This is a genomic window from Streptomyces sp. SID13726 (genome assembly GCF_010548375.1).
GTDB lineage: Bacteria > Actinomycetota > Actinomycetes > Streptomycetales > Streptomycetaceae > Streptomyces.
Genome location: NZ_JAAGLY010000002.1, coordinates 52,878 through 78,275, shown reverse-complemented (window position 1 = coordinate 78,275; position 25,398 = coordinate 52,878). Strand labels below are relative to the sequence as shown.

General features: G+C 71.8%; 26 protein-coding genes and 1 pseudogene. 10 read left to right on the top strand and 17 right to left on the bottom strand.

What is annotated here, in order from left to right:
• Nucleotides 1-32 precede the first annotated feature (32 nt).
• On the bottom strand, nt 33-707 hold the full coding sequence (locus G3I78_RS04375; protein ID WP_164421441.1) for a response regulator transcription factor: 675 nt from the start codon (nt 705-707) through the stop codon (nt 33-35).
• Nucleotides 708-942: 235 nt separating this feature from the next.
• Here G3I78_RS04375 and G3I78_RS04370 point away from each other — a divergent pair, with 235 nt between their 5' ends.
• Nucleotides 943-1,338 (top strand): STAS domain-containing protein, encoded by a 396-nt coding sequence (locus G3I78_RS04370; RefSeq protein ID WP_164421440.1) that lies wholly within the window; start codon nt 943-945, stop codon nt 1,336-1,338.
• Between the two features lies 1 nt (nt 1,339).
• Here the strand turns inward: G3I78_RS04370 and G3I78_RS04365 are convergent, their stop codons facing one another.
• Genes G3I78_RS04365 through G3I78_RS04355 form a run of 3 tightly spaced genes read right to left on the bottom strand, consistent with a single transcriptional unit; the run spans nt 1,340 to nt 4,751 of the window.
• Nucleotides 1,340-2,218, bottom strand: a complete 879-nt coding sequence (locus tag G3I78_RS04365) for a geranyl diphosphate 2-C-methyltransferase (protein WP_164422089.1) — start codon at nt 2,216-2,218, stop codon at nt 1,340-1,342.
• A 50-nt stretch (nt 2,219-2,268) separates the two neighbouring features.
• The gene (locus tag G3I78_RS04360) at nt 2,269-3,318 is read right to left on the bottom strand and encodes a family 2 encapsulin nanocompartment cargo protein terpene cyclase (protein WP_164421439.1); all 1,050 of its coding nucleotides are present in this window, start codon (nt 3,316-3,318) and stop codon (nt 2,269-2,271) included.
• Entirely contained in the window at nt 3,315-4,751 is a 1,437-nt protein-coding gene (locus tag G3I78_RS04355; protein ID WP_164421438.1) for a family 2B encapsulin nanocompartment shell protein, read from the bottom strand. The genes G3I78_RS04360 and G3I78_RS04355 overlap by 4 nt, the downstream gene beginning before the upstream one ends.
• 287 nt (nt 4,752-5,038) lie before the next feature.
• On the opposite strand from G3I78_RS04355, the gene G3I78_RS04350 reads away from it, so the two are divergent.
• The gene (locus tag G3I78_RS04350; protein ID WP_164421437.1) at nt 5,039-5,839 is read left to right on the top strand and encodes a VOC family protein; all 801 of its coding nucleotides are present in this window, start codon (nt 5,039-5,041) and stop codon (nt 5,837-5,839) included.
• On the opposite strand, the gene G3I78_RS04345 is transcribed toward G3I78_RS04350, so the two are convergent.
• Nucleotides 5,836-6,645 carry a class I SAM-dependent methyltransferase gene (locus G3I78_RS04345; protein WP_164421436.1) on the bottom strand — a complete coding sequence of 270 codons (810 nt, stop codon included), beginning with the start codon at nt 6,643-6,645 and terminating at the stop codon, nt 5,836-5,838. The genes G3I78_RS04350 and G3I78_RS04345 overlap by 4 nt on opposite strands.
• Nucleotides 6,646-6,719: 74 nt before the next feature.
• On the opposite strand from G3I78_RS04345, the gene G3I78_RS04340 reads away from it, so the two are divergent.
• On the top strand, nt 6,720-7,301 hold the full coding sequence (locus G3I78_RS04340; protein WP_164421435.1) for a TetR/AcrR family transcriptional regulator: 582 nt from the start codon (nt 6,720-6,722) through the stop codon (nt 7,299-7,301).
• A 23-nt stretch (nt 7,302-7,324) separates the two neighbouring features.
• Nucleotides 7,325-8,020, top strand: a complete 696-nt coding sequence (locus tag G3I78_RS04335; RefSeq protein ID WP_164421434.1) for a ribonuclease H — start codon at nt 7,325-7,327, stop codon at nt 8,018-8,020.
• A gap of 60 nt (nt 8,021-8,080) precedes the next feature.
• Here the strand turns inward: G3I78_RS04335 and G3I78_RS04330 are convergent, their stop codons facing one another.
• From G3I78_RS04330 to G3I78_RS04320, 3 genes are all read right to left on the bottom strand, one after another.
• Complete coding sequence (locus G3I78_RS04330) at nt 8,081-8,533, bottom strand: SRPBCC family protein (protein ID WP_164421433.1); 453 nt, start codon at nt 8,531-8,533, stop codon at nt 8,081-8,083.
• 82 nt (nt 8,534-8,615) lie between these two features.
• Nucleotides 8,616-9,440: a tyrosinase family protein gene (locus G3I78_RS04325; RefSeq protein ID WP_164421432.1), complete on the bottom strand. Its 825-nt coding sequence runs from the start codon at nt 9,438-9,440 to the stop codon at nt 8,616-8,618.
• 53 nt (nt 9,441-9,493) lie between these two features.
• The gene (locus G3I78_RS04320; RefSeq protein ID WP_164421431.1) at nt 9,494-9,838 is read right to left on the bottom strand and encodes a tyrosinase cofactor; all 345 of its coding nucleotides are present in this window, start codon (nt 9,836-9,838) and stop codon (nt 9,494-9,496) included.
• Between the two features lie 334 nt (nt 9,839-10,172).
• Between G3I78_RS04320 and G3I78_RS04315 the strand changes: the two genes are divergently transcribed.
• The 3 genes from G3I78_RS04315 (at nt 10,173) to G3I78_RS04305 (ending at nt 13,543) form a co-directional block, all read left to right on the top strand.
• Nucleotides 10,173-11,387: an FAD-dependent monooxygenase gene (locus G3I78_RS04315; protein WP_164421430.1), complete on the top strand. Its 1,215-nt coding sequence runs from the start codon at nt 10,173-10,175 to the stop codon at nt 11,385-11,387.
• A gap of 96 nt (nt 11,388-11,483) precedes the next feature.
• Entirely contained in the window at nt 11,484-12,962 is a 1,479-nt protein-coding gene (locus G3I78_RS04310; protein ID WP_164421429.1) for an MFS transporter, read from the top strand.
• Nucleotides 12,959-13,543 (top strand): TetR family transcriptional regulator, encoded by a 585-nt coding sequence (locus G3I78_RS04305; protein ID WP_164421428.1) that lies wholly within the window; start codon nt 12,959-12,961, stop codon nt 13,541-13,543. The genes G3I78_RS04310 and G3I78_RS04305 overlap by 4 nt, the downstream gene beginning before the upstream one ends.
• Here the strand turns inward: G3I78_RS04305 and G3I78_RS04300 are convergent.
• Nucleotides 13,540-15,186, bottom strand: a complete 1,647-nt coding sequence (locus G3I78_RS04300; RefSeq protein ID WP_203614511.1) for a cholesterol oxidase substrate-binding domain-containing protein — start codon at nt 15,184-15,186, stop codon at nt 13,540-13,542. The two genes, G3I78_RS04305 and G3I78_RS04300, sit on opposite strands and share 4 nt — an antisense overlap.
• A gap of 202 nt (nt 15,187-15,388) precedes the next feature.
• Between G3I78_RS04300 and G3I78_RS04295 the strand changes: the two genes are divergently transcribed.
• Together G3I78_RS04295 and G3I78_RS04290 are read left to right on the top strand one after the other, a co-directional pair.
• Nucleotides 15,389-16,372, top strand: coding sequence for an aldo/keto reductase (locus G3I78_RS04295; protein ID WP_164421427.1), 984 nt, complete (start codon nt 15,389-15,391; stop codon nt 16,370-16,372).
• A gap of 75 nt (nt 16,373-16,447) precedes the next feature.
• Complete coding sequence (locus tag G3I78_RS04290) at nt 16,448-16,933, top strand: DUF6328 family protein (protein WP_164421426.1); 486 nt, start codon at nt 16,448-16,450, stop codon at nt 16,931-16,933.
• On the opposite strand, the gene G3I78_RS04285 is transcribed toward G3I78_RS04290, so the two are convergent.
• The 4 genes and pseudogenes from G3I78_RS04285 to G3I78_RS04270 form a co-directional block, all read right to left on the bottom strand.
• On the bottom strand, nt 16,854-17,537 hold the full coding sequence (locus G3I78_RS04285; RefSeq protein WP_164421425.1) for a DUF2238 domain-containing protein: 684 nt from the start codon (nt 17,535-17,537) through the stop codon (nt 16,854-16,856). The genes G3I78_RS04290 and G3I78_RS04285 overlap by 80 nt on opposite strands.
• A gap of 99 nt (nt 17,538-17,636) precedes the next feature.
• On the bottom strand, nt 17,637-18,074 hold the full coding sequence (locus tag G3I78_RS04280; protein ID WP_164421424.1) for an SsgA family sporulation/cell division regulator: 438 nt from the start codon (nt 18,072-18,074) through the stop codon (nt 17,637-17,639).
• A gap of 61 nt (nt 18,075-18,135) precedes the next feature.
• Nucleotides 18,136-19,158 carry a hypothetical protein gene (locus tag G3I78_RS04275; protein ID WP_164422087.1) on the bottom strand — a complete coding sequence of 341 codons (1,023 nt, stop codon included), beginning with the start codon at nt 19,156-19,158 and terminating at the stop codon, nt 18,136-18,138.
• Nucleotides 19,159-19,350: 192 nt separating this feature from the next.
• Nucleotides 19,351-19,812, bottom strand: a pseudogene (locus tag G3I78_RS04270) (LLM class F420-dependent oxidoreductase); the annotation flags it as partial.
• Between the two features lie 12 nt (nt 19,813-19,824).
• On the opposite strand from G3I78_RS04270, the gene G3I78_RS04265 reads away from it, so the two are divergent.
• Nucleotides 19,825-20,361 (top strand): hypothetical protein, encoded by a 537-nt coding sequence (locus tag G3I78_RS04265; protein WP_239157627.1) that lies wholly within the window; start codon nt 19,825-19,827, stop codon nt 20,359-20,361.
• On the opposite strand, the gene G3I78_RS04260 is transcribed toward G3I78_RS04265, so the two are convergent.
• From G3I78_RS04260 to G3I78_RS04245, 4 genes are all read right to left on the bottom strand, one after another.
• Nucleotides 20,353-21,972 (bottom strand): serine/threonine-protein kinase, encoded by a 1,620-nt coding sequence (locus G3I78_RS04260; RefSeq protein WP_164421423.1) that lies wholly within the window; start codon nt 21,970-21,972, stop codon nt 20,353-20,355. The genes G3I78_RS04265 and G3I78_RS04260 overlap by 9 nt on opposite strands.
• A gap of 164 nt (nt 21,973-22,136) precedes the next feature.
• Nucleotides 22,137-23,096: a threonine/serine dehydratase gene (locus G3I78_RS04255; RefSeq protein ID WP_164421422.1), complete on the bottom strand. Its 960-nt coding sequence runs from the start codon at nt 23,094-23,096 to the stop codon at nt 22,137-22,139.
• A gap of 129 nt (nt 23,097-23,225) precedes the next feature.
• Nucleotides 23,226-24,200, bottom strand: coding sequence for a polyprenyl synthetase family protein (locus tag G3I78_RS04250; RefSeq protein WP_164421421.1), 975 nt, complete (start codon nt 24,198-24,200; stop codon nt 23,226-23,228).
• Nucleotides 24,197-25,237: a tetratricopeptide repeat protein gene (locus tag G3I78_RS04245; RefSeq protein WP_164421420.1), complete on the bottom strand. Its 1,041-nt coding sequence runs from the start codon at nt 25,235-25,237 to the stop codon at nt 24,197-24,199. The genes G3I78_RS04250 and G3I78_RS04245 overlap by 4 nt, the downstream gene beginning before the upstream one ends.
• Between the last annotated feature and the right edge of the window lie 161 nt (nt 25,238-25,398).

Here is a 25,398-nt window from a genome sequence, read left to right as displayed (position 1 = left end):
GATCTGCTGGGGCTGGGACAGCGGTGAGCGCCTCAGGGGTCGAGGCGGTAGCCGTAGCCGCGGACCGTGGTGATCCGCGGTGCGGGGGCGGGCAGTTCGGCGAGCTTGCCGCGCAGCCGGTACACGTGCTCGACCACGGTCGCCTGCTGCTGCCAGGACGAACCCCAGATCCGCACCAGGAGCTGCTCCGCCGAGAACACCCGACCGGGCGCGGCCGCCAGCATCTCCAGCAGCGCGAACTCCTTCGGGCGCAGCGTCAGCACCACACCGTCGACGGAGGCCTGGCGCGCCGCCGTGTCGACCAGCAGCGAGCCGGCCTGGATCACCGCCGGCACGTCCGGCGGCTGCGAGCGGCGCAGCACGGCGTGGATACGGGCCACCAGTTCCCGCTGCGAGAACGGCTTGACCAGGTAGTCGTCGGCGCCGATCTCGAGCCCCGCCACCCGGTCCGCCTCCGCGCCGCGCCCCGTGACGACGATGACCGGGAGCCTGCTCGTGGACCTGAGCGCCCGCAGCAGTTCGAGTCCGCTGCCGTCGGGAAGGCCCAGGTCGAGGACGGCCAGATCGACGCGGCTCTCGTGGAGCACCGACTTCCCGGCTCGGGCGTCCATGGCCCAGGTCACGGTGAATCCGGCGCGCTCCAGATAGGAACGGCACATCAGTGCGAAGTCGGGGTCGTCCTCGATCAGGGCGAGGTGCGGGCGCATTCCGCATCACCTGGCCCGCCCGGCACCCGCCCGTTGTGTCGCTGATGAGCGGGCGTTGATGCCCAGACCATGTGGCGAAGGTAGAACAGTAAGCACCACGGTTCAAGGGGGAGCCGCCCGGGGGAGTTCCGGCGCGGACACGTGCGGTGCGGGCACACCGACACCGCCGCACGCGTCCGCGCCGGAGCGAGGGCCCCGGCGCGGACGGCAGGTACGACAGCGGGGACGGAACAGCGTGCACGACGACAGACTGAAACCCGCCCTCACCGCGACCTGGCCGCCGCCTGCGGAAGAGCTCGGACTCATGCGCGGCGCCGACGGACTGGTCCTCGCCGAACTGCACGGCGAGATAGACCTCGCGACCGCCCACCAGCTGCGCTGCTGGCTCGACTCGCTCGCGGCCCTCGCCGCCCCGGCCTACCTCGTCGACCTGCGACCCGTCTCCTTCGTCGACTCCACCGGGCTGAACCTGCTGCTTCGGCTGCGCCGACGGGTGCTGGAGGGCGGCGCGGCCTTCGCCGTGCTGTGCTCCCCGGGCACCCGCCGGCTGCTGCGGGCGCACGGCACGCTGGAGGTGCTGGACCCGGCGAGCACCCCGGCCGAGGCGGCCGTACGCCTGACGAAGGACTGACTCAGACCCGGTCGGCCGCGATGAGCAGGTACTGGAAACTGCCGTTGCGGTAGGCGCTCAGGAAGGTCTCCTCGATGCCCGTGACCAGGTGGTCGGCCTCCTTGCGCAACTCCCAGTAGGGCAGGGCCGCTTCGGTCAGGTCCTCCACGTGCACCGGCACCAGCCGGTTGCGGGCCATGGCCCGGAAGTACTCCGAGCGGGGATGGATGTCGCAGATGTAGTGGGCGTTGATGAGCGAGACCTCGCGGGACGCCCGCCCGTAGGTGTCGTTGTAGCAGCCGGTGATGACCACATAGCGTCCGCCGCGGCGCAGCAGCCGGGCGTGCTCGGCGAACAGCAGGTCCAGCTCGACGTACATGGTCGACTCGTTGTTCCAGGAGGCCGCGTACGCCCCCGAGGCGAACCCGGTGTCCAGCATGTTGCGGTGGTGGTAGCGGACATGGTCGTCGATACCGCGCTTGCGGGCCTGCGCGTTGGCGAACTCCGCCTGCTTCTCGGAGAGGGTCACGCCGTCCGCGCGGCAGCCGTGGCGCAGATGTGCCACGACACTGCCGCCGCCGCGCCCGCACCCGGCGTCGAAGACCCGGTCCTCGGCGGTGAGCGGACCGAGCCGGGCGGCGAGGATCTCGGCCTGGGCGTGTTCGAGACGGTGCAGTTCGGCGGTGATGCGTTCCCGCCGCCGTACCGGATCGGGCTCGTCGAGGACCGTGCGGTCGGCCGCCCCGATCCCGTAGTGGTGGTGGTAGAGGTCGTCGAGCTTTCCGAGTTCGAGGTTGACCGGGTTCTCCTCGGCGTTCCAGTAGTCCGCGACACGGGTCTGGTACGTCGACTGGGTCGGCACCTGGGCTGCCCTGGTGCCGGCGTCGGGGGCGATGGTCAACGGTGACTCCTCGTGCTGGTGCTGGTGACGTTCCGTCATGCGACCGCGCTTTACCAGTAGTTGGGCAGGTGGTAGCGGTGGCTGTTGGTGGCGTGCCACTCGTGGTTCCCGGCCACCCAGTCCGACAGGCTCCGGGTGTAGCGCCCGACGAGCGGCGAGGTGGCGGACAGCAGGGCCGACTCCTCGTCGAAGGCCGTCATGATCCGGTTGTGGATCTCCACGGACTTCAGATAGGCGGCCTTCAGCCCGCACCGGTCGTTGGCGGCGACTACCTGCGGAAGGTTGAGATGGGTCGGGTCGCTCGCCAGTTCCTTGGTGAAGGAGTAGAGGTCGTTGACGATGGTGGTGGCGTTGCAGGCGAGCGCCGTGACCCGCTGGATCTCGGGCCGTGCGTAGAGCGCCTCGGGCAGTTCGTAGCCGTCGACGGCGTCCACGATCGACAGACAGGGCCGGAAGTTGTTGAACTGCCGCATCACCAGGTACTCCCAGACCCGGGGCGTGTACCGGGTCTCCGCCCAGGCGGCCTCGGCGAGATAGCCGAGGTGGAGGCGGGCGATGTCGTGCACGAACCGGTCGGTCTGGCTCGGCGTGGCGAGGGCGGCGTAGTCCTGGAGGGCGAAGTGGTACGAGCGCAGCGGACCGTCGGCCCGTACGCCCTCGCGCCACTCCTCCTCCAGCTCCGGGACGCCGTGGTACGGGTCGATCGCCGACTGGGCCATGATCAGCCGGCCCCCGAGCCCCCGGCGCGCACCGCCCCGGCCCTCGTCCTCCTCGCAGTAGCAGGAGTCGACGACGTTCTCGGCGAGCAGCAACTCCCCGGCCACCGTGAGGCGTTCGAGGTCGGCCGCCTCCGGGTGCTGGAGCACCACGGCCCGGCCGAACTGGAACCCCGAGAAGTCCCCCTGCCACGCCTCCGGGAACAGATCCAGGCGCCGGGCCCAGGCCTCCAGCCTGCGGTCGACCTCCGCGGCCCGCACGGGGTCGGCCGGGGCGACCTGCCGGTGTCTGAGGCCGGGGATCGCCCCGCCCTGCCTCGGGGTGCGCAGGGTGCTCGCGATGTCGGGCGGTCCCGGCAGGGACCAGCTGCTCGTCGCGGTCACTCGGCCGTCCGGCCGATCTGCGCGTTCTCCAGGACGCCGACCGCGTCCGGGACGAGGATGGCCATCGAGTAGTAGGCGGTCACGAGGTAGCGGATGATCGAGTTGGTGCCGATCCCCATGAACCGTACGTTCAGGCCCGGTTGGTACTCCTCGGGGATCCCCGTCTGGTAGAGCCCGATGGCGCCCTGGTCGCCCTCCCCGGTGCGCAGCGCGATGATGCTGCTGGTGTGCTGGGAGCTGACCGGGATCTTGTTGCACGGGAAGATCGGCACCCCCCGCCAGGCCGGGATCTCGTGCCCCTCGACGTTCGCCGTGCCTGGCACCAGACCGCGCCGGTTGCACTGCCGGAAGAACGCGGCGATGGCCTTCGGATGGGCGAGGAACAGCTTGGTCTTGCGGCGCATGGCGAGCAGTTCGTCCATGTCGTCCGGGGTGGGCGGGCCGGTGAAGGTGCTGATGCGCTGTCCGTGGTCGGCGTTGTGCAGCAGCCCGAACTCCCGGTTGTTGACCAGTTCCCACTCCTGCCGCTCGCGGATCTCCTCGACGGTGAGCCGGAGTTGCTGCTCGGTCTGGTCCATAGGGTTGTTGTAGAGGTCGGCGACCCGGGTGTGCACCCGCAGCACGGTCTGGGTGAGGGACAACTCGTACTCGCGCGGGGCGAGTTCGTAGTCGACGTACCCGCCGTTGATGGTGGGCTCGCCGACGTGGCCCGCCTGGACGGGGACGTCGGCCTCGCCCTTGCGGTTCATCGGCAGGCTCTGCCGCCGCGCGTACTCCTCCAGGTGGGCCGCGAGGGACGGCACCCGCTCGGTGAACTCCGTGACCACGGACCAGGGCAGGGCCAGCACCACGCCCGCGGTCTCGGCCCGGACCGAGCTCAGCCACAGCGGGTCGGGCTGCCCTATGGCCTCGTCGCCCATCTGGGCGCCGTCGGTCACGACCCCGACGATCTCCTCCTCGCCGTACTTGCCGGCGGTGAAGCGGGTGAAGCGGCCGTGTACGACGAGATAGGCCTCGGTGACCGGCTGCCCGGCCTCGACGAGGACCTGGCCCGCGCGGATCTCCCGGACCCGGAAACGGGTCGCGACCTCCTTGAGGACGTCGAGGTCGGAGTAGCCGCGCAGGGCGGGGAGTTCGGTGAGCGTCTGGGGGATCACCCTGACGTCGTCCGCGCCGTTCTGCTCGAACTGCACCCGGCCCCGGCCCACCCGCAGCTGGAGCCGCCGGTTGACCCGGTAGGTGCCGCCCTTCACGTCGACCCAGGGCAGCATGCGCAGCAGCCAGCGGGAGCTGATGGCCTGCATCTGGGGTTCGGACTTGGTGGTGGTGGCGAGCTGCCGGGCCGCCGAGGTGCTGAGACTGGTGAGCTGGGCTTCGGAAGGGGGTTCGGGTTCGTCCACTGCGGAACCGGTGGCGCTGTCCGGTGAGGACACATTCCCTCCTGGGAGGTGAGCGGGCTGGCCATGCGCGTGTATTAGCCAAACAGCCCGGCCGACCACCCGATCAGGGCGTGAAGGGGGCGGCTTCACGACCTGGACGGTGTAAACCTCGCTGGTGAGGCAGTGGACGCACTATGAGTGCCCCCGCGCTCCTCGAACAGCGCACCGGAACGTCGCTTCTGCCCGAACTGAAGCGGAATCGTCCGTTCGACGCGCGGTCGGGCGCCCTCGTGACTAGCGTGAGGAAACGGACCGACCACCGAACGGGAAGGGCCGTGATCATGGCCGTACAACCTGAGGGAACCCCCTGTTGGGCCGATGCGATGTTCAGCGACGTCGAGGGAGCCAAGAGCTTCTACGGTGACGTCCTCGGCTGGACCTTCGGCGAGTCGTCGTCGGAGTACGGCAACTACACCCAGGCCTACGCGGACGGCAAGGCCGTCGCCGCCGTCGTCCCGCCGATGCCCGGCCAGGAGGGACAGTCGCAGTGGTGCCTGTACCTCGCCTCGCCGGACGCGGCGGCCACCGCGGGCAAGATCCGTGACCACGGCGGCGAAGTGCTGATGGAGCCGATGCAGGTCGGCGACTTCGGCACCATGTGCCTGGGCCGCGATCCGAGCGGTGTGGTCTTCGGGGTGTGGCAGGCGGGCACCCACGAGGGGTTCGAGGCCCCGCCCGAGCAGCGCGGCGCGTTCTGCTGGGCCGAGGTCTTCACCCGTGAGCCCGAGAAGTCCGACACCTTCTTCCCCGCCGTCTTCGGTTACAGCGCGAAGCAGATGCAGGACGACGCGATGGACTTCCGCATGTTCAACCTCGGCGACAACACCGTCCTCGGCCGCATGAAGATGACCGACGACTTCCCGCCCGAGGTGCCGGCGTACATCAACGTCTACTTCACGGTCGACGACTGCGACGACGCCGTCGCCCGCGCCACCAAGCTGGGCGCCGTGCTGCGCTTCGGCCCGATGGGCTCCCCGTTCGGCCGGCTCGCCGCGCTCAGCGACCCGCAGGGCGCGAGCTTCTCGGTGATCGACGTGACGACGACCGAGGGCGAGATGCCCCAGATCTCGGACGTGCCCTAGCCGGTCCGCACCGCCGTGACCACCACGGCCGTGCAGTGCATGCGCAGGCTCCCGCCCAGCCCGTCGACCGCGTCGCCGAGAGCGGCGAGCAGGGCGTCGAGCCGCTCCGCGGGCAACTGCGCGTGGCCGCCGAAGGTGGGCACCTGGTCCAGCCACTCCTCGCGGGTGTGGACCCGGTCCCACCCGAAGCGCCACTGCTCCGGCTCGCTGAACGCGGACGCCTCGCGGATGCCGTCGGCGGCCGTGGCGCAGACACCCGCGTAGACGTCCGGGCCGGTCATCCGGCGCCAGTCCATGCGCCGCCAGTCGGACGGCAGGCCGGCCAGCGCCCGGGCATAGGCCGCCGTGAGCGCCTCGGCCACCTCCGGCGCGGGCTGGAAGGCGTTCCAGAACAGGGCCAGACGTCCGCCCGGCCGCAGCACCCGGGCCGCCCGGTCGGCGCCGAGCACCGGATCGACCCAGTGCCAGACCGTCCCTGCGGTGACCGCGTCGAAGGTCCGGCCCGCCGGCTCCCACTCCTCGAACCGGGCGATCTCCACTTCCAGGCCCTTGCCGCGCGCGAACGCGGCCATCCGCGCGTCCGGCTCGACCCCGAGCACCTGGCAGCCGCGCTCCCGGAACGCCAGCCCGGCGATACCGGTGCCGGTGCCCACGTCCAGGACGTCCGGGCCGGGGCTCCCGGTGACGATCCGCTCGACCAGGGCGTCGGGGTAACGGGGGCGGGTCCGGTCGTAGCGCTCGGCGTCGGAGCCGTACGACTCGGCGATCTCTCGCTGTTCCCGGGGGTCCGGAGCTGGAGTGGGCATGCGCCCACTCTAAGTGGGCACGTGCCCACTCGACAAGAATCAGGGAGGATGTCCGAGGACGAGTGAGGTGGGCCGTGCCGACAGGGATCGCCATCCGCGATGTGCGGGAGCAGTTGTTCGACGCGGCCGAGCGGATCCTGCTCAGGGACGGGGCGAACGCGCTGACCAGCAGGGCGGTCACCACCGAGGCGGGGGTCGCCAAGGGGGTGCTGCACCGCCACTTCGAGGACTTCGACGCGTTCCTCGCCGAGCTGGTGCTGGATCGCATCGGCCGGGTCGAGGCCCGCTCCCGCGCCCTGATCGAGTCCGCGGGTACCGGTGCGGTCGTCGACAACCTCACCGCCGCGCTGACCGACCTCTTCGGGACGATCGCCCTGCGCATCGTCGGCCTGGTCATCGCGCGGGACGCCCTGCGGGCAAGGCTGCGCCAGGCGCGGGGCGGGGGAGTGCCGGTGCTGCGGGAGGCCACGGCGATGGTGGCCGGCTACCTCGGTGCCGAGCGCGACCTGGGGCGGGTCCCGGCCGGCGCCGACGTGGCCCTCCTCGCGCCCACGCTGATCGGGGCCGCGCACCTGCTGTTCGCCGACGCGGAAGGGTCGGGACCCGGGGACGGCGAGGTCCGCAGGGTCGTGGCCGGAGTCGTCCCGGTGGAGTGAACGGACGTCCTCGGCGGCATGGCATGATCGGGCGCATGCGTGAACGACTGGTGGCCGCGTGCGACGGCGCTTCGAAGGGAAATCCGGGACCCGCGGCCTGGGCCTGGGTCCTCGCCGACGAGAGCGAGACACCGGACCGCTGGGAGGCGGGCCCGCTCGGCAGGGCCACCAACAACGTCGCCGAACTCACCGCCCTGGAACGGCTGTTGGCGGCGACCGACCCGGACGTGCCGCTGGAGATCCGGATGGACTCCCAGTACGCCATGAAGGCGGTCACCACCTGGCTGCCCGGCTGGAAGCGCAACGGCTGGAAGACCTCCGCGGGCAAGCCGGTCGCCAACCAGGAACTCGTCGTCCGCATCGACGAACTCCTCGACGGCCGCAAGGTCGACTTCCGCTACGTCCCCGCCCACCAGGTCGACGGCGACAAGCTCAACGACTTCGCCGACCGCGCGGCCAGCCAGGCGGCGATCGTCCAGGAACCCGCGAGCAGCGCCCTCGGCTCCCCGGAGCCGCCGCCGTCGCCCGACACCCCTAAGACCGACCGCTCCGCCCGGGCCAAGTCGCCCAGGCGGAGCGGCGGTTCGTCCTCCCGTACGCTCAAGGCCAAGTTCCCCGGCCGGTGTCAGTGCGGACGCTCCTACGCGGCCGGTGAGACCATCGCCAAGAACGCCCAGGGCTGGGGGCACCCGGAGTGCCGTACGGAAACGGCGGGTTGAGAGCGCGGGCTGAGACCGTGGCTTGAGGGCCGGGCTGTCCCAAGACCCGGGCCGTGACGGTCAGATGACCGCCCCGCGCCACTCACCGGTCTCCCGGCCGCGCTCCTCGATGAACGTCTTGAAGCGCTCCAGGTCGCCCTTGGTCTGCCGCTTCACGAACCCGAGCTTGTCGCCCACCTTCTCGGTGATGCTGTCCGGATGGAAGTCCATCTGGAGCATCACCTTGGTGTGGCTCTCGTCGAGCCGGTGGAACGTGACCGCACCGGCCTGACGGGTCTCGCCGGCGATCGTGGTCCACGCGACCCGCTCGTCCGGGATCTGCTCGGTGATCTCCGCGTCGAACTCCCTGTGCACCCCGTTGACGTTGGTCACCCAGTGCGTGAGCGTGTCGGTGCGCTGTTCGATGCGCTCGACCCCGCTCATGAACTCGGGGAACGTCTCGAACTGCGTCCACTGGTTGTAGGCGGTGTGCACCGGCACGCCGACCTCGATGGATTCCTCGACCTGCGACACGGGTGAATCCCTCCTTCGTCCTCTCGGTGTGTCCGGCGCGGGTACCGCACGACCTGGTGGGCAAACCGGCGCAAGACGACTCCTATTCGGTGTCGAAGGTGTAGTGGCGCGTGTGGTCCAGCAGGTCCGCCGGGCGCACGTCGTTCCACGGCTTCATGGTCTCGCCGAGGTCGACGACGTCGGGCGTCCCGGCGGCCGGCACATAGCGTGAGTCCGGGTGCCGGCGCTGCCACCGGGCCCACAGCTTGTCCACGTAGGCGTGGTGCAGCCAGAACACCGGGTCGTTGGGGGAGACCCCGGTCGCCATCTGCCCGCCCACCCAGACATGGACCCGGTTGTGCAGATTGACCCCGCGCCAGCCCTCCAGATGGTTGCGGAACCCGTCCGAGGCGCTGTTCCAGGGCGCCATGTCGTACGTCGCCATGGACAGCACCGAGTCCACCTCGCCCCGGGTCGGCAGCTCCCGTACCCCGGCGCCCAGGGTGCGTCTGAGATACGTACGGCCGTCGACGCGCACGCTGATCGGCCAGTCGCCGGTGGACTCCGCGAACGGGCCGTCCATCACCCGTCCGTCCCGGCTGCGCCCGGTGCCGCCGAGGAAGTCGGGGCCCCACAGCGAGGCGCGCGTCGAGCGGTCGGTGCTCCAGTCCCAGTAGGGGAGCGCGACCGAGGAGTCCACCGACTGGAGCGCCCGCTCGAAGTCCAGCAGGAATCTGCGGTGCCAGGGCAGGAAGGAGGGCGAGCGGTGGCCGGTGCGCTCGCCGTTGTCGGTGTCGGCCATGATGAAGCCGTTGTGCGTGGTGACGAACGCGTCGTAGCGGCCGCTGCGCTTCAGCTCCAGGACGGCGGCGACGAAACGCCGCTTCTCGTCGGCGGTCAGGTTCGCCTGGTTCTTGCGGACGGTCATGGGTGCGGATGCTCCAAGAAGAAGTGCGGGGCCGAAGCGGCCCGCGGGAAGGGTCAGTTGGCGGGGAACGGCAGCAGCGGGGCACCCTGGAGCTCGTCCACGGCGGCCCGGGCCGCGGCGCGCGGGGTGGGCACCGGGTCGTAGTGGCTGACCACGCTGATCCAGCTGCCGTCGGCGTTGCGCATCACGTGCAGCTCGACGCCGTCGACCGACACGCGGTAGCCGCCGTGGTGACCCCCGTTCGACCGGCCCTGTATCCGACGGCCCCGGTAGACCTCGTCGAAGCCCTCCGGCGATCCGTGGTGGTGGTCCTCGGCGGACGCCCGCGGGGCGGCGACGGCGATCGTGGCGAGGGCTGCCGTCGCGGTGAGCGCGGTACGGCGGGTGAGTTCCGGCATGCGGTGAACCTCCTGTGTTGACGGACTCCGCATGCCTATCGGCCCCGCCGAGAGCGGGAGAAATCCCCCGCGACCGGTTGGCTCCGATCCAGACAATTACCTACATGTCGTACAGCGTTGAACGAAGACGATCTTGCCGGAGAGAGGGCTTTCGGATCCCCGGACGGAGGAATTCCTTCCCGCGCCGACCGTGATCCTGGTGATCCTTTGCGGGCGAACGCGCTGGCAGTGGCCCGCCTCACACGCGGAAACCGGCGCGATCGCAAGGGCGGGTCGCACACCCCCGGACTGCTACTCTGCGTTGCCAATCGACCGCTTTGGGTAATTTCTAGGGGTGCGCGTGAAGGTCGCCTGTGTCGGCGGCGGGCCCGCCGGCCTGTATCTCTCGATCCTGCTGAAACGTCAGGACCCGTCCCACGACATCACTGTCCACGAGCGCAACCCGGAGGGATCGACCTACGGCTGGGGCGTCACCTACTGGCGCGGACTGCTCGACAAGCTCCACGCCCACGACCCCGAGTCGGCCCGCGCCGTCGAGGAGGCCTCGGTCACCTGGAGCGAGGGCGAGGCCCGGGTCCGCGACCTCGTCACCCGGCGCCCCAGCGACCTCGGCCACGGCATCGGACGCCACCGGCTGCTGGAGATCCTCGCCGCCCGGGCCCGCTCGCTGGGCGTACGGCTGGAGTTCGAGCACGAGATCACCGAAGGGAACCTCCCCGAGGCCGACCTCGTCGTGGCCGGCGACGGTGTGCACAGCGTCCTGCGCGGCCGGCACGCCGAGGCATTCGGCGCCGAGACCAAGGAGGGCCGCAACCGCTACATCTGGCTCGGCACCAGCAAGGTCTTCGACTCCTTCACCTTCGCCTTCGTCGAGACCGAGCACGGCTGGATCTGGTGCTACGGCTACGCCTTCAGCCCCGAGCGCAGCACCTGCGTCGTCGAGTGCGCGCCGGAGACCTGGACCGGCCTCGGCCTGGACGGCGCCGACGAGGCCGACGGACTGGCCCTGCTGGAGAAGCTGTTCGCCGACATCCTCGACGGCCACCCGCTGATCGGCCGCTCCGCGAACTCCGGCAGCGCCCAGTGGCTCACCTTCCGCACCCTCACCAACCGCACCTGGCGGCGCGACAACCTCGTCCTGCTCGGCGACGCGGCCCACACCACCCACTACTCCATCGGCGCCGGCACCACCCTCGCCCTGGAGGACTCCATCGCCCTCGCCGACGCCCTGCGCGAGCACGGGGAACTCCCGCAGGCGCTCGCCCGCTACGAGCGGCGCCGCAAGTCGGAACTGCTGTCCGTCCAGAGCGCGGCCCGCTACAGCGCCCAGTGGTACGAGAACCTGCCCCGCTACATGGACCTCCCGCCGGAGCAGATGTTCGCCCTGCTCGGCCAGCGCCACTCACCGCTGCTGCCGTACATCCCGCCCCAGCTGTACTACCGGATCGACAAGGCGGCCGGACAGCTGGAGGCGCTGCGCCGGTTCAAGCGCTGGCTCGGACCGAGGCTGGCGCGGAGCGTGCACGCCCGGGAACTCTCCGGCAAGTAGCCCCCAGAACCGGAGACGGTATTGGGTGAATGACGATTCACCGATAGAGTGAATTGTCATTCACCCGCCGTTTTCCGCGTCGTCCCCGGAGTGCAGATGGACCAGCAGGGCCCGATATCCCCGCCGCGCGGAGCGACTCTGCGGGCCCGGCTCACCGTGCCGGTGCTGGCGATGTGCGGTGTCCTGATGGCCGTCATGCAGACCGTGGTCGTCCCCCTGCTGCCCGACCTGCCCCGGCTGACGAACTCCTCGCCGGGCGCCGTCTCCTGGATGGTCACGTCGACCCTGCTGGCCGGGGCCGTCCTCACCCCGGTGCTCGGCCGGGCAGGGGACATGTACGGCAAGCGCAAGGTGCTCACGGCGTCCCTCGCCCTGATGACCGTCGGCTCGGTGATGTGCGCGCTGTCGTCCGACATCACCGTGCTCATCGCGGCCCGCGCCCTCCAGGGCGCCGCCGCCTCCGTGGTGCCGCTGTCGATCAGCATCCTGCGCGACGAACTCCCGCCCGAGCGCCGGGGCTCCGCGGTCGCGATGATGAGCTCCACCGTCGGCATCGGCGCCGCGCTGGGCCTGCCCCTGGCCGCGATGGTCGTGCAGTACGCCGACTGGCACACCATGTTCTGGATGACCAGCGCCCTCGGCGCCCTGGGCGTGACGGCCGTGGCCTGGGCGGTCCGTGAGTCGCCGGTACGCCAGCCCGGCCGCTTCGACGTACTGGGCGCCCTGGGCCTGGCCGTAGGACTCGTCTCGCTGCTGCTCGGAGTCTCCCAGGGCGGGCAGTGGGGCTGGGGCAGCCCGCGGGTCCTGGCCCTGTTCGCGCTGTCCGTCGCCGTCCTCGCCCTGTGGTGGTGGCGCCAGCTGCGCACCGAACAGCCCCTGGTCGACCTGCGGCTCGTCACCCGGCCGCGCGTGGGCCTGTCCCATGTGGCCGCCCTGCTCACCGGGTTCGCGTTCTACGCCAACTCCCTGGTCACGGCCCAGCTGGTGCAGGCGCCGAAGGCCACCGGTTACGGACTCGGCCTGTCGATCGTCGCCACCGGCCTGTGCCTGCTGCCCGGCGGCGTCACCATGCTGCTGTTCTCGCCGCTCTCGGCCCGGATCTCCGCGTCCCGCGGCCCCCGCATCACCCTCGCCCTCGGCGCCGCGGTCATCGCCTGCGGCTACGCGGTACGCATCGCGGACAGCCGCGACCTGTGGATGATCATCCTGGGCGCCACGGTGGTGGCCACCGGCACCACCCTCGCCTACTCGGCGCTGCCGACCCTCATCCTGCGCGCGGTACCGGCCGAGCAGACGGCCTCCGCCAACGGCGTCAACGTCCTCATGCGGACCATCGGACAGGCCACCTCCAGCGCGGCCGTCGCGGCCGTACTGGTCCACCACACCAGCCTGGTCGGCGGCGCGCCGGTGCCCACCCTGCACGGCTATCTGCTGGCCTTCGCCATGGCAGGCGCCATCGCCCTCGCGGCCTGCGCGGCGGCCCTCACCATCCCCGGCGACGCCACCCCCGAGAAGACCCGCCCGGCCGGTGACGGCACCCGGGGCGCGCGGAACGAGGCGATGGAGGGAGCATGAGTGCCGTGAGCACAACGCCCCCCGCCGCCGCCCCCGCCCGCCGGGACGCCGAGGCGACCAAGGCCGCCATCCTGCGGGCGGCCCGCTACCTCCTGGCCCGCACCCCGCACGCCGACATCACCCTCAAGGCGGTCGCCGAACGCGCGGGAGTCAGCCCGCCGTTGATCGTCAAGTACTTCGGCAACAAGGACGCCCTGTTCGCCCGCGTGATGTCCTTCGAGTCGGACGCGACGGCCCTGCTCGACGCGCCCCTGGAGGAGCTGGGCCGCCACATGGTCCGCCATGTCCTCACCGGCCAGATCGAGCGGGGCGCCGACCCCCTCCTGCGGATCGCCTTCGCCCCGGTCCAGGGCGAACACGGCGACATCCTGCGCGTCAACTTCCGCACCCAGGTGGTCGACCGCCTCGCGCAGCGCCTCCAGGGCCCCGACGCGGGCCTGCGGGCCGAACTGGCCGTCGGCACACTCCTCGGCCTCGGCGTGATGTACGGCATCGCCCGCGGCACCGACCTGAGGGCGAGCGCGGTGCGGGACGTGGTGGACCGGTACGCCCCCACCGTGCAGGCCCACCTGACGCCCTAGCGGAACAGCCGGTCCAGGAACGCGTTGCCGAACACCCCGTGCGGATCGAGCCGGTCCAGCACCCCGGCCGCCTGCCCCCACACCGCCTCCCCGAACGACCCGGGGATCGTCGTCCCCAGCACCTCCTCGTCCGCCCACACCGCGTCGTCGGTGTAGGCCCACCCCTTGGACCACTCGACGCGGGTCCCCTCGAAACCGTCGAACAGGAACCGCTCGATCTCCCGCAGGAACGCCTCCGCGTACGGCGTCCCCGGCAGCGTCAGGATGTCCAGCCACACCGCCGTGTCCCACTCGGGACGCGCCCCGCCGGCACGCAGCGCCGACAGCAGCGGGGCCCGCGCGCCCGCCACCTCGGCCTCGTCCGGATCGTCGAGCCCGGTCACCCGGATCTCCACCGTGCCGTTGACCGGGAACCGCCCCTTCGCCGCGTACGCCGCGAGCCGCTCCCGGTAGAACTCCGTGAACTCGGACACGACCCGCTGCACCCCGTCCCGCGAGGTCGGCACCGCGTACCCGTTCGCCGTCACCCGCAGTGTCGTCGGCCTGATGTACAGCAGCGTGTTCTTCGACGGCCCCCAGAGGTCCGCCGACAGCGTCGCCGTCAGCCCCACCGTCGCCACGTCGAGCTGCGCGTTCCCGAGCACCGGCGCCAGGTACCAGGCCGCGTCCGACACCATCCGCCCGGCCAGATCGGCCACCAGGGTCGGTACGTTGTCGGAGAAGGGATAGTTGTACGGCGAGGTCACGCGCCGTGAGGTCAGCGGCTTGGTGGGCGCCACGCTCCACACCTTCAGCCACGGGAACTCCGTGAACGCGAACCAGATCGCCTCGACCCGCCCCGACTCCTCCAGGAAGCTCGCGAAGGTCCGCCCGTCACCACCGGGCGCGGCGAACAGCTCGGCCGCCGGAATGTCGACCCGGCTCATGCACCGGAGATTGCTGTTCGCCCCGACCCGCAGCACGACCTCGGTGACGAAGGCCCGCCCGAGATGGGTGAGCAGCACGGCGCTGTCGGCCTCGTCCCGGTGGAACGTGCGCAGGCCGTACGCCCCGCTCTCCTCGTCCCACACCACCGCCGTCAGCTCCACGACACGATTGCTGAGCGAGCCGTACGTCTGCCCCGGCAGCCGCTCCTCCCCGGCGGCCGGAACGGCGGTGCCGTGCGCGTCGATCGCCAGCGCCCCGCCCAGGGTGAGGTCGCCGGGAGCGGGCGCGGCCGTGACCCCGAGCCCGTGTCCCTCCAGGTAGGTGAGCAGCGCCTCCAGGGTGACCCCGGTGCCCGCGCGCACGGCGGAGGCGGAGTCCAGGGACAGCCCGGTGAGGTGGGAGGCGGTGTCGACGAGGAGGACGGGCACGTCAGACGTGGTGCCTTCCGTGACGGTCAGGGGCGACCAGCCGTGCGAGGAACCCCGGGCACGCACCCGCCAGCCGTGCCGCCAGGCCCAGTCGACGACCTCGACCACCTGGTCCGGGCCCGTCGGCGCACAGGCCCACAGCCCGTCGGCGGTGATCTCGCCGACCCAGTTCCGGTAGGCCGAACGGTAGAGGTCCACGTCCGCCGGGAAGCCGGGCAGCTCCTCCGCCGCGGCAGCCGGATCGGCGGGCAGCAGAACCGGTACGGCGGTGAGGGCGGCGGCACTCATGAGGAAGCCGCGACGGGACCAGGAGGGCTTGTCCTGGGGGTGGTTGCTCACAAAACGATCAGTCACCCGGTCACGGTAGGCGGCCGTTGACACGTGCATGCCCCACGTCGATTCGTGTCACCCGTGTGAGTGAACGATTCACAGGTGTCGGCCCGGAGCGGCCGGTTCCGCGCAGGTCGGCGACGGATGACAGACTGACGCCATGGACGAGCGCACATTCGGCAGGTCTCAGCAGCACGCATCCGTCGTAGGACTCGGCACCTGGCAACTGGGAGCCGACTGGGGGGACGTCGACGACAAGGAAGCCCTCTCGGTGCTGGAGGCGGCGGCCGAGTCGGGGGTCACCTTCTTCGACACCGCCGACGTGTACGGCGACGGACGCAGCGAGCAGACCATCGCCGCCTTCCTCAGCGGCCGCCCCGACCTGCATGTGCTGGTCGCCACCAAGATGGGCCGCCGTGTCGACCAGATCCCCGAGAACTACGTCCTCGACAACTTCCGCGCCTGGAACGACCGTTCGCGCCGCAACCTCGGCGTCGACCGCATCGACCTGGTCCAGCTGCACTGCCCGCCCACCCCCGTCTACTCCTCCGACGAGGTGTTCGACGCCCTCGACACCCTGGTCGAGGAGGAGCGCATCGCCCACTACGGCGTCAGCGTGGAGACCTGCGAGGAGGCGCTGACCGCGATCGCCCGGCCGGGCGTGGCGAGCGTGCAGATCATCCTCAACGCCTTCCGCATGAAGCCCCTGCTCCAGGTGCTCCCCGCCGCCCGGGAGGCGGGCGTCGGCATCATCGCGCGGGTACCGCTGGCCTCGGGCCTGCTGTCCGGCAAGTACACCGAGGACACGGTGTTCCCGGAGAACGACCACCGCGCCTACAACCGGCACGGCGAGGCCTTCGACGTCGGCGAGACCTTCTCCGGCGTCGACTACACGACCGGCGTCGAGGCCGCCGCGGAGTTCTCCGCGCTCGCCCCCGAGGGCTACACCCCGGCCCAGCTCGCCCTGCGCTGGATCGTCGAGCAGCCCGGCGTCACCACCGTCATCCCCGGCGCCCGCTCGCCCGAGCAGGCCCGCGCCAACGCGGCCGCCGCGAAGCTGCCGCCGTTGTCCGAGGAGACTCTCGTGGCCGTCCGTGACCTCTACGACCGCCGGATCAAGGGCCAGGTGGAGAGCCGCTGGTGACCACGCGGCGCCGGGAGCTGTCGTACGGCAGCTCCCGGCTCGTTTCAACTCTCACATGAGGGTTACCTGGCTTCCATGACGCAGGCAGCCGAGCGCACCGGACGCGACGAGACCCAGGAAGAGCGCGCCGACCGCATGTGGGGCGAGCTCATCCAGGAGATCCGCGTCGCGCAGACCGGTGTCCAGATCCTCTTCGGCTTCCTGCTCACCGTCGTGTTCACCCCGAGGTACGACGACCTGGTCCACACCGACCAGGTCATCTACATCGTCACCGTCGTCCTCGGCTCCTGCGCCACCGGAGCCCTGATCGGACCGGTGTCCCTGCACCGTCTCGTCTCGGGTCGGCGCATCAAGCCCCAGGCCGTGCGGATCGCGTCCCGGCTGACCTTCGTGGGGCTGGTCCTCCTGCTGACCACCATGACGGCCGCCCTCCTGCTGATCCTTCGGGTGGCGACCCACGACGACTGGGTGCCCTGGCTCGTCACGGGTGTCGTGGCCTGGTATCTGACGTGCTGGTTCGGGGTGCCGATGTGGACCCGGCGCCGCTATACGACGAAGTGACGGCGAGCTGCCGGTCGTGCGGCCGGGACAGCACCAGCACCGAGACCGTGGCGCCGATCAGCGCGCAGAACATGTCCCACTGGGTGTCCCACACATCGCCCTGGGTGGCCAGGAAGGCGTCCGCCGCCTGACCGCCGGTCACCGCGGCGGCCCACTCCAGCATCTCGAAGACGGCACTGAACGCCAGACACGCGCACACGGTCAGCGGCGCCAGCCAGCGGCTGCCCCGCAGCGGCGACGTACGGCTCAGCAGCTCCCGTACCAGGACCGCCGGCACGAACCCTTGCATGAGGTGGCCGAAACGGTCGTACGGATTGCGCTCCAGACCGAAGGTGTCCCGCACCCAGTCGCCGAGCGGCACCTGCGCGTAGGTGTAGTGGCCGCCCACGATCAGCACGAGCGCGTGCGCCGCGAGCAGACAGCACAGCAGGTCGGTGAGCGGGAAGCGGCGCCAGGTCAGCACGATCAGCGGGAGCCCGACCAGGACCCACACGGTCTCCAGGAACCAGGTGGTGCGGTCGCGCGGGCCCCAGGCGGACAGGGCCAGCGCGGCGGCCACGGCCCACGCGAGCAGGACGGGCAGCGGCCGTCGCACAGTGGTCATCGGGTGCTCCTTGTCGTAGGAGCCCTCATCGTCGGGGCAGCCGGCCCGCGGTGGCATGAGTACGGCTACTCAACCCGAGCCGGTGTCGGGGAGCCGGTGTCAGCCCCCGGCGATCACCGAGGCCAGGAAGTCGTCGACGCTGACCTCCTCCTGCCCTGGTGGCACGATCTCCCGGGTCTCGCTGAGGAAGGTCGCCAGCGCCGGGGCCCACGCGTAGACCACGGCGTGCTGGCGGCCGCCGTCGGAGCGGGCGTCGCCGTAGAACTCCATGCGCAGCTCCTCCCACACACCGGTCGAGACGGGGCTCAGCCGTACGTCCCCGACCCCGACCGGACCGCGCAGCCCCTCGGCGAGCATCTCCCGGTCCAGCCGCCACCGGGCCAGCACCCGGCCGTCGTGGCTGAACACCGCGGTGACGGCGAACGGGTCCGTCGCGTCGTACCCCAGGTGGGCGAGCACGGGGCACCGGCCCGTGCCGCCCGCCTGGAGTTGCACGACCAGAGTCTTGTGCGCGGTCCTGTGGACGAAGGAGTTCACCTGGAGGCCTCCGGGGAGAACGACGTAGAGCCCTCTAGTACCCCTACCACGCCCAAGATGCTCAGCCTTCCGGGTGATTGCCCTTCGCGCCGCGCAAGGACGTGATGCACGAGGCGATGGCGCGCTGGAGTTCCTCCAGTTGCTGGACCATGTCGTCCTCGTAGAAGTCCTGGGCGTCGTCGAAGGTCAGCTCCTCGAACGCCTTGGTCGCCTTCTGGAGGCTGCTGTAGAACTTCGTCCGCCGCTCCTGCACCCGGAGTTCGGGATCGGACTCCACGGCCTCGGCGACGAGGGACTTCATGGTGTCGAAGGCCTCGGCCGCCCACTCGCCGGTGTCCTCGTCGTCCTCCAGCTCCTCCAGGAGGGACAGGTGCCGCTCGGCCTCCTGACGCAGGTCCACCGGCGCGTCGATGGTCTGCCCGGCCGGGGTCTTCACCTGGCCGGACTCGGCGATCTGGCGGACGTACCCGATCCGGTCGGCGGCCCGGCTCTCGGTGGCGACGGCCTTCTTCAGGTCGTCCGTGCGTACGACGTCCCGGGCCAGCGAGGCCTGGAGCTCCGGGTCCTCCTTGATCCGGTCGAGCAGCGCGCTGCGCGCGGCCCGGGCGGTGGAGGGGTCGGCGAGGATCGCGGCCCGCAGGGCGGTCGGGTTCTCGGCGACCTCCAGGGCCTTCGTCGGGCGGATGCCCTCCGCCTCCGCGGCCTCGGCGATGGCGGTGCCGCGCTCGGAGGTCGCGCTGTTGCGGGAGACGTAGTACGTCAGCCACACGTCCGCGTCCGGCAGCTCCACCTCCTGGCCCGGCGCCAGCGTCTCGAAGTGCGGGACCATGCCGTCGTCGGCGGCCCGGTCCCAGGCCTTGTAGTAGCGCATGACACGCTCGGGCGAGCAGCCGGCGAGTTCGGCGAACTCCTTCGCGGACACCTTCGGCGTCTCGTCCGCGCTCTGGCCGCCGGGACGCACGCTGCGCGCCACCATCAGGCCGAAGGCCCAGCCGCCGGTCCGCGCGTACACCCCGAACTCACGGGCGTCCCGCGCGACGAGGTCGGACAGGGGCGCGGCGGGCGTCTCGGCCGAGGTCTCCACCGGCGCCTGGAGCGGCGTCTCAACCGATGTCTCGACCGGTGTGTCCTCGCCCGAGGTCTCGGCGGACGTCTCGGACGGGTCGATCGCTAGGGTCACGGGTGTTTCTCCTGGTCAGGCTCGTTCGGACCGCACGATGTGCAGGGTCGGAAGCCTATTGCACCCCCGGGTACCGGCTCGGCAGCACGGCCCCGCTCAGCCGAACGCGTCGCGCAGCGCGGGCAGCAGCGTCTTCGCCGACCAGTCCAGGAACTCCGGCTGCGACTCCCCGCCGATCTGCACCAGGGCGATCTCGGTGAAGCCCGCCTGCGCGTACGGCCGTACGGCCTCGACGAAGTCGTCCGGATCGTCGCCGCACGGGATCGACTCCGCGATGTCGTCGCGGGTGACGAACCGGGTGGCCGACTCGAACGAATCCGGGTGCGGAAGCTCGGAGTTGACCTTCCAGCCGTTCCCGAACCAGCGGAACTGCGAGTGCGCCCGCTCGATCGCCGTGTCGCGGTCGGGGTCGTGGCAGACGGGCAGTTGGCCCACGCGCGGCTTGCCCGCGCCGCCGTGCCGGTCGAACGCGTCGAGCAGGCCCGCCTCGGGCTCCGTGGCGATGACCAGGTCGGCGAGACGGCCGGCGAGCGCGCAGGACTGCTTGCCGGAGACGGCCGGCAGGACGCGGTGCTGGCGATCACCTCGGAGACCCTTGACCTGCAGAAGGTCCTGAGTCTGGTCGGGGAGCACCTCCTGCCCGCCATCGGCACCGGCCCGCTGCCCGGACGCGAGGCCGCGGACACGGCCCTGGCCGGCCGGCTGGCCCGGCTCGCGCTGCCGCCCGCCGAGGGCAGGGCGGCCCCCGTGGCGAGCGGCACCGTGTGCACGCCTTCCGGCGGCACGTGCACCGACCAGCCGACCCTCACCGCGGTCGAGGTGGACGCGGAGGGCCGGGTGACCCTGGTCGACGACGGGGATCGGCTGGAACTGCGGTACGAAGCCGGGGCGGAAGCCTGGACGGTGGTCGACGGGGCCGTGCCCGCGGCGGTGAGCGGCGGCTGGACCGACGCGGACACCCTCGTCGTGGACGTGGCGTTCCTGGAGACGCCCCACCACCTGCTGGTGACCTGCTTGCCCGGCGCCGGGACCTTCACCGCGCGCTGGCGGACACAGCCCCTGCACCGGGGGCCGCTGCGCCGGATGCGGGCGCCGCGCTCAGTCTGAGGGCACGCGGAAGGTGCTCAGGAAGGTGTCCAGCGCCTTCTGGTTGGCGGCGTCGCTCCAGTCGTCCGCCGGGGTCGTCCAGCGCAGCGAGTAGCCGCGCCCGTCGCCGATGAGGAAGCCGCGGCCGAAGGTGCGCACCCGGGCGCCGTCGACCTGCTCGATCCACTGCATGTCGGCGGCCTCACGGCCCTGGTAGGTCGTCGCGCGGATGTCGCCGAGCCGTTCGTAGCCGGGGTTGTCCCGGAGATCCGGCTCCACGTCGTCGCGCCAGACGGCCACGGCGTTCGTGCCGACGGCCTTGCTGTAGGTCACGGCGAGCGTGCGCGGGTCGCCGGAGGCGCCGAAGGTGACCCGGTAGGCCAGGTCCTCCTGACGCGAGGTGTCCAGCGGCTTCCAGCCCTTGGGCAGCGCGATCGAGAAGCCCAAGGGGGAGTGGTACTCCGTGTACCCGGCCGGCAGACCCGCGCCCGCGGTGGGAGAGGCCGACCTGGTCGGCGTGGGCGGCGGTGTCGTCGGCGGGGTGGGGTTCTGCTCGTCGGTGCGGTTCCCGGGCGGGCTCGCCGACGGGGAGGGAGTGGGCGGTGCCGAGGCGGACGCGGACGGGGCGGGTGCCTCGCCGGTCGTCGCGGAGTCGGTGCCGGGCAGCCCGTTGGTGACCGTGAGGACGGCGGCGGCCACCGTGACGACGGCCAGCGCGGTCCCGGCGATCAGCAGCCGGCTGCCGCGGCCCGGCGCCGTGCCGTGCAGGCCCCGCAGCCGGGACCTGGACTCCTGGGCCGGCATCGCATCGGGGTCCTCGTCGAGGACCCGGATCAGGGCGTCCCGCACCGAGGCCCGCGTCAGTCGCTCCTGGGAGCTCTTGCGCAGCAGCCCCTGCACGGTCTGGGTGAGCGGCCCGGCCCGCACCGGCGCCCGCAGGGGCAGCCGGTCGACTCCCTTCAGGGTGGCCGCGGGACGGTCGCGGTCCCGGAAGGGCGGCCGGCCCTCGACCATCGTGTAGAGGAGCGCGCCGAGGGCCCACAGGTCGGCCGCGGGGCCGATGCGCTCGTCGCGGGCCTGTTCGGGGGAGGCGTACGACGGTGCCGCGAGCCGCGGTGCGAGGGTCGCGCCCGCCAGGCCGAAGCCGGTGACCACGACGGTCCCGTCGGTCCGCACGAACACCTGGCCCGGACTGAGTTCCCCGTGCGTGATGCCCTCGCCGTGCGCGGCCTCCAGCACCTCCAGCAGCTCCAGCCCGATCCGGGCCGCCCGCACATGGTCGAACGTGCCCTGCTGGGCGAGGAGTTCGCCGAGCAGTACGCCGTCGACGGGCTCGGTGACCGTCCACAGGAGGCCCTCCTGCGTGACCGCGTCCACGACCGCGGCGACCCGGCCGGGCGCGAGCACCCGCATGGTCTTGGACATACGGATCACGCCCGCGGAGGTGCGCAGCGAGGCGTCCTCGTCCGTGTCGGCGGGCAGCCCCATCTCGGTGAGCAGGCAAGGGCGTTCCGTCGAGATGTCCTCGCCGTACCAGCACGCCCGGTTGGTCTCGCGGTGCAGGACGTCCAGGGGCCGGTACCTTCCGGCGACCAACTCATTTGTGGAGACGTGCGCCTTGACCATGGTCATCCTTCGCTGAACCCCTGGCTCTCACCTTTCCCAGTGGTACGGCGGGTGCGGCTGGGTATGTTCAATCAAATCCTCAACCGATGGAATCCGCTTTCCGGCCGGTCGGTATCTGACTCAGGAGTCAGTAGAACGGCCTGTTCATGACCCGGAGTTGAACATCTCTCTCAGCGCAGCCCGAACCGCTCGGCCCACCCCATGACATCGGCGGTGGTCGCGTTGCCTCCGCACACCACGAGCCCCAGCCGGGCGCCCTCCCCGACCCGCTCCAGCACCCGGCGGGCGGCGGGCAGGAGACAGCCGGCCGCCGGTTCGGCCCACACCTTGGCGTGGTCGGCGAGGTCGAGCGAGCCGCGCACCGCCTCCCGGTCGGGGACCACGAGGACCTCCTCGACCAGGGCCGCCACATGGTCGTAGGTGGACCGCGAGACGGCCGGCGCGCTGAGCGTGGAGACGAGGGAGGACAGGGCGACCGGCACCGGTCCGCCCGCCGCCAGCGCCCGGGACATGGCCTCGGCGCCCTCGGTCTCCACGCCCCACACCCGCACTCCGGGACGGCGGGCCCGCAGTGCCGTCGCGACCCCCGAGATCAGCGCGCCGCCCCCGACACTGACGAGGACGTCGGTGAGGTCGCCCGCGTCCTCGGCGAACTCCAGCCCGACGGTGCCCTGTCCGGCGATCACCACGGGGTCGTCGAAGGGGTGGACCAGCGTGAGCCCCTCGTCCCGCAGCCGGTTCATCAGCGCGAACGCGCTGTCCATGTCGTCCGTCAGCCGCAGCGACGCTCCGGACGCCGTCACGAGCTCCACGGACCGGGCGGGCGCCGACCGCGGCATGACGACCGTCGCCTTCACGTCGAGGGCCGCGGCCATGTGGGCGAGGGCGATCCCGTGGTTGCCGCCGCTGACCGCCACGACCCCGGCGGCCCGCTCCTTCTCGCCGAGCGACAGCAGCTTGGCCGTCGCCCCGCGCGCCTTGAACGAGCCGGTGCGCTGGAGCAGTTCGAGCTTGACGGTGACGGGAGCACCGAGCAGCTCGGACAGGCCGGGGCTCGGCAGGGTCGGCGTGCGCACGACGTGTCCGGCGATCCGCTCGGCCTGCCGCTCGATGTCGGTGATCCCGATCAAGACAGTCTTCCTTCCGCGGGGCGGGCGCGCTTCCGGGAGGAGCAGCGCTCGGGGGTCCAAGAGGGCGGCGCGCCCGATAGAGGGGTGCTTCGAACCCTGTCCCGGCGGACGGCGACGGTCAAATCGGCGTCAGAGCTCGCGCCGCACCAGGTAGTCCAGCAGGGGCCGCAGCTCGTGCACGGTCCCCGCGGCGGCGATGTGCCGGCGTGCCTCGGCCAGCGCCGCCGTTCTGCCACCGCACCGCTCGACCAGGGCCGCGATCTCCTGTGGGGTCCCGTCCGACTCCAGGAGCCGCGCCAGGCGGGCCGCCTCGGGGGTCGGCGCGTCGAGCGCGGCCAGCACCGGGAGGGTCTTCTTGCGCTCCCGCAGATCGCCGTGCACGGGCTTCCCGGTGACCAGGGGGTCGCCCCAGATGCCCAGGACGTCGTCGACGATCTGGAACGCGAGGCCCAGGTGCCGCCCCGCCCGGTCGAGCGCGGCCACCGTGGCGGGCGGTGCCCCGCAGAGCAGCGCGCCCAGCGAGGCGGCGCAGCCCAGCAGCGCCCCGGTCTTGTGCTCGGCCATGGTCCGGTACTCGTCCGGCCGCACCCGCTCCGGTCCGGCCCAGGGGCGCGTGGCGAAGAGCAGGTCGTCCGCCTGCCCCCGCACCAGGTCGCCCAGGGCCGCGGACAGCAGCCGCACGGCGCCAGGGCCGGAGTCGGCGAGGGTCTCGACGGCCAGCGCGAACAGGGCGTCACCCGCGAGGACCGCAGGACCAGTGCCGTACGCCTTCCACACCGTCGGACGGCCGCGCCGGGCCGCGTCGCCGTCCATGATGTCGTCATGGAGCAGGGAGAAGACATGCACCAGCTCCACCGCGACCGCTGCGGGCACCCCGGCCCGTCCCGGAGCGCCGGCCGCCTCGGCACCCAGTACGGCGAGCGCCTGCCGCACGCCCTTGCCGCCGGACGCCACGGCCGGAGCGCCGCCCACCTCGCACCAGCCGAAGGAGTACGCGGCCATCTCCGCCACCCACGGGTGCAGCCGGCCGACCGCCTCCCCGAGCGCCGGTCGCACCAACTCCCGGCACCGGGTGAGGACTTCGGGAGCGACGAGCGTCGTCACCGTACCGCCTCCGCCCGGACGCCGAACTCCTCCTGGGCCCGCGCCACCATCTCCCGCGCGTGCCGGAGCCCGGTGCGCTCCAACGTGCGGGCCAGATCGTCCAGTTCGGCCGCCGTCTCGGCACGGTCGCGGCCGAGCCGGGCCAGGGACTTGGCGAGCCCCAGCCGCGCCAGCGCCTCCCCGCGCGGCTCGCTCATGGCCCGGAACTCCGTGAGCGCCTGCTCGTAGAGGTCCCGTGCCTCGGGGTAACGCCTGTCCCGGTACAGGACGTTGCCGCGCATCTTGTGGTTGTAGGCGAGGGCGCTCGACAGGTTCATCTCCCGGCAGATCTCCTCCGCCTCGGACAGCAGCGTCAGAGCCCGCTCGGTGTCGCCGTCGCGCACGGAGGCGAGATCGGCGAGCCCGCGCAACGCCCAGGCGTGACCGCGCCGGTCGTCGGCGACCGCGGTGATCCGGGCCGCCTCCTCGAACATGGCGAGCGCGGTGTCGTAGGACCCGGTGTTGCGGTGCATCTGCGCGATGCCCGACAGTGCCCACACCGTGTGCCGTGCCTCCCCGCGCCGCCGTGCCTCAGCCAGCAACTGCTCGTGCAGTCGGCCGACGGCCTCGTAGTCGCCCTGGATCCGGCCGGTCTCGGCGAGCCCCGCCAGCGAGTAGCCGCGGACCACGACGTCGCCGCCGCGCTCGCCGAACTCGGCCGCGAGCTCCAACAGCCGCCGGGCCAGGGCGAATCCGCCGCGCTGCCGGGCAAGGGTGCCGCCGCTCCACAGCGCCCAGGCCATCCCCGCGGTGTCCCCGGCGCGCCGGGCGGCACGGTAACTCGCCTTCCAGGCCCGGTCGGCGTCGGCGACCCGGCCGAGCCTGCGCTGTGCCTCGGCGACCGCGAGCCCGGAGCGGGCCGCCTCCGCGTGCCGCCCGGCCAGCTCGGCGGCTCTCAACTGCTCGGTGCCCGCGGCCAGTACGTCGTCGAGCGAGGAGTTCACGGAGAGGGTGGTGAGGGCGCCCTGGTACTCAGGGGCGAATGCCTTGCCGTACATGCATCCCTTTCGGTCCGTATACACCGCATCTATACGTGCTGTGTATACATGGTGTGCATAGTGCCTCGAAAATGAGCCCCGGCCGGGCGGCGGGGGCGTCACCTGTTGCCGGTCAAGACGTGGACGGAGCCGGACGGGTTGCCTGTGAGGCGTAGATCACG

Excerpts from the sequence above, each read along its gene's own strand:
- G3I78_RS04350 (WP_164421437.1), top strand. The coding sequence starts at position 5,039 with ATGGCCGTACAACCTGAGGGAACCCCCTGTTGGGCCGATGCGATGTTC.
- G3I78_RS04325 (WP_164421432.1), bottom strand. The coding sequence starts at position 9,440 with ATGACCGTCCGCAAGAACCAGGCGAACCTGACCGCCGACGAGAAGCGG.
- G3I78_RS04295 (WP_164421427.1), top strand. The coding sequence starts at position 15,389 with ATGGACGAGCGCACATTCGGCAGGTCTCAGCAGCACGCATCCGTCGTA.
- G3I78_RS04285 (WP_164421425.1), bottom strand. The coding sequence starts at position 17,537 with ATGACCACTGTGCGACGGCCGCTGCCCGTCCTGCTCGCGTGGGCCGTG.
- G3I78_RS04305 (WP_164421428.1), top strand. The coding sequence starts at position 12,959 with ATGAGTGCCGTGAGCACAACGCCCCCCGCCGCCGCCCCCGCCCGCCGG.
- G3I78_RS04345 (WP_164421436.1), bottom strand. The coding sequence starts at position 6,645 with ATGCCCACTCCAGCTCCGGACCCCCGGGAACAGCGAGAGATCGCCGAG.
- G3I78_RS04375 (WP_164421441.1), bottom strand. The coding sequence starts at position 707 with ATGCGCCCGCACCTCGCCCTGATCGAGGACGACCCCGACTTCGCACTG.
- G3I78_RS04335 (WP_164421434.1), top strand. The coding sequence starts at position 7,325 with ATGATCGGGCGCATGCGTGAACGACTGGTGGCCGCGTGCGACGGCGCT.
- G3I78_RS04260 (WP_164421423.1), bottom strand. The coding sequence starts at position 21,972 with ATGACCATGGTCAAGGCGCACGTCTCCACAAATGAGTTGGTCGCCGGA.
- G3I78_RS04245 (WP_164421420.1), bottom strand. The coding sequence starts at position 25,237 with ATGTACGGCAAGGCATTCGCCCCTGAGTACCAGGGCGCCCTCACCACC.
- G3I78_RS04290 (WP_164421426.1), top strand. The coding sequence starts at position 16,448 with ATGACGCAGGCAGCCGAGCGCACCGGACGCGACGAGACCCAGGAAGAG.
- G3I78_RS04320 (WP_164421431.1), bottom strand. The coding sequence starts at position 9,838 with ATGCCGGAACTCACCCGCCGTACCGCGCTCACCGCGACGGCAGCCCTC.
- G3I78_RS04300 (WP_203614511.1), bottom strand. The coding sequence starts at position 15,186 with ATGAGTGCCGCCGCCCTCACCGCCGTACCGGTTCTGCTGCCCGCCGAT.
- G3I78_RS04310 (WP_164421429.1), top strand. The coding sequence starts at position 11,484 with ATGGACCAGCAGGGCCCGATATCCCCGCCGCGCGGAGCGACTCTGCGG.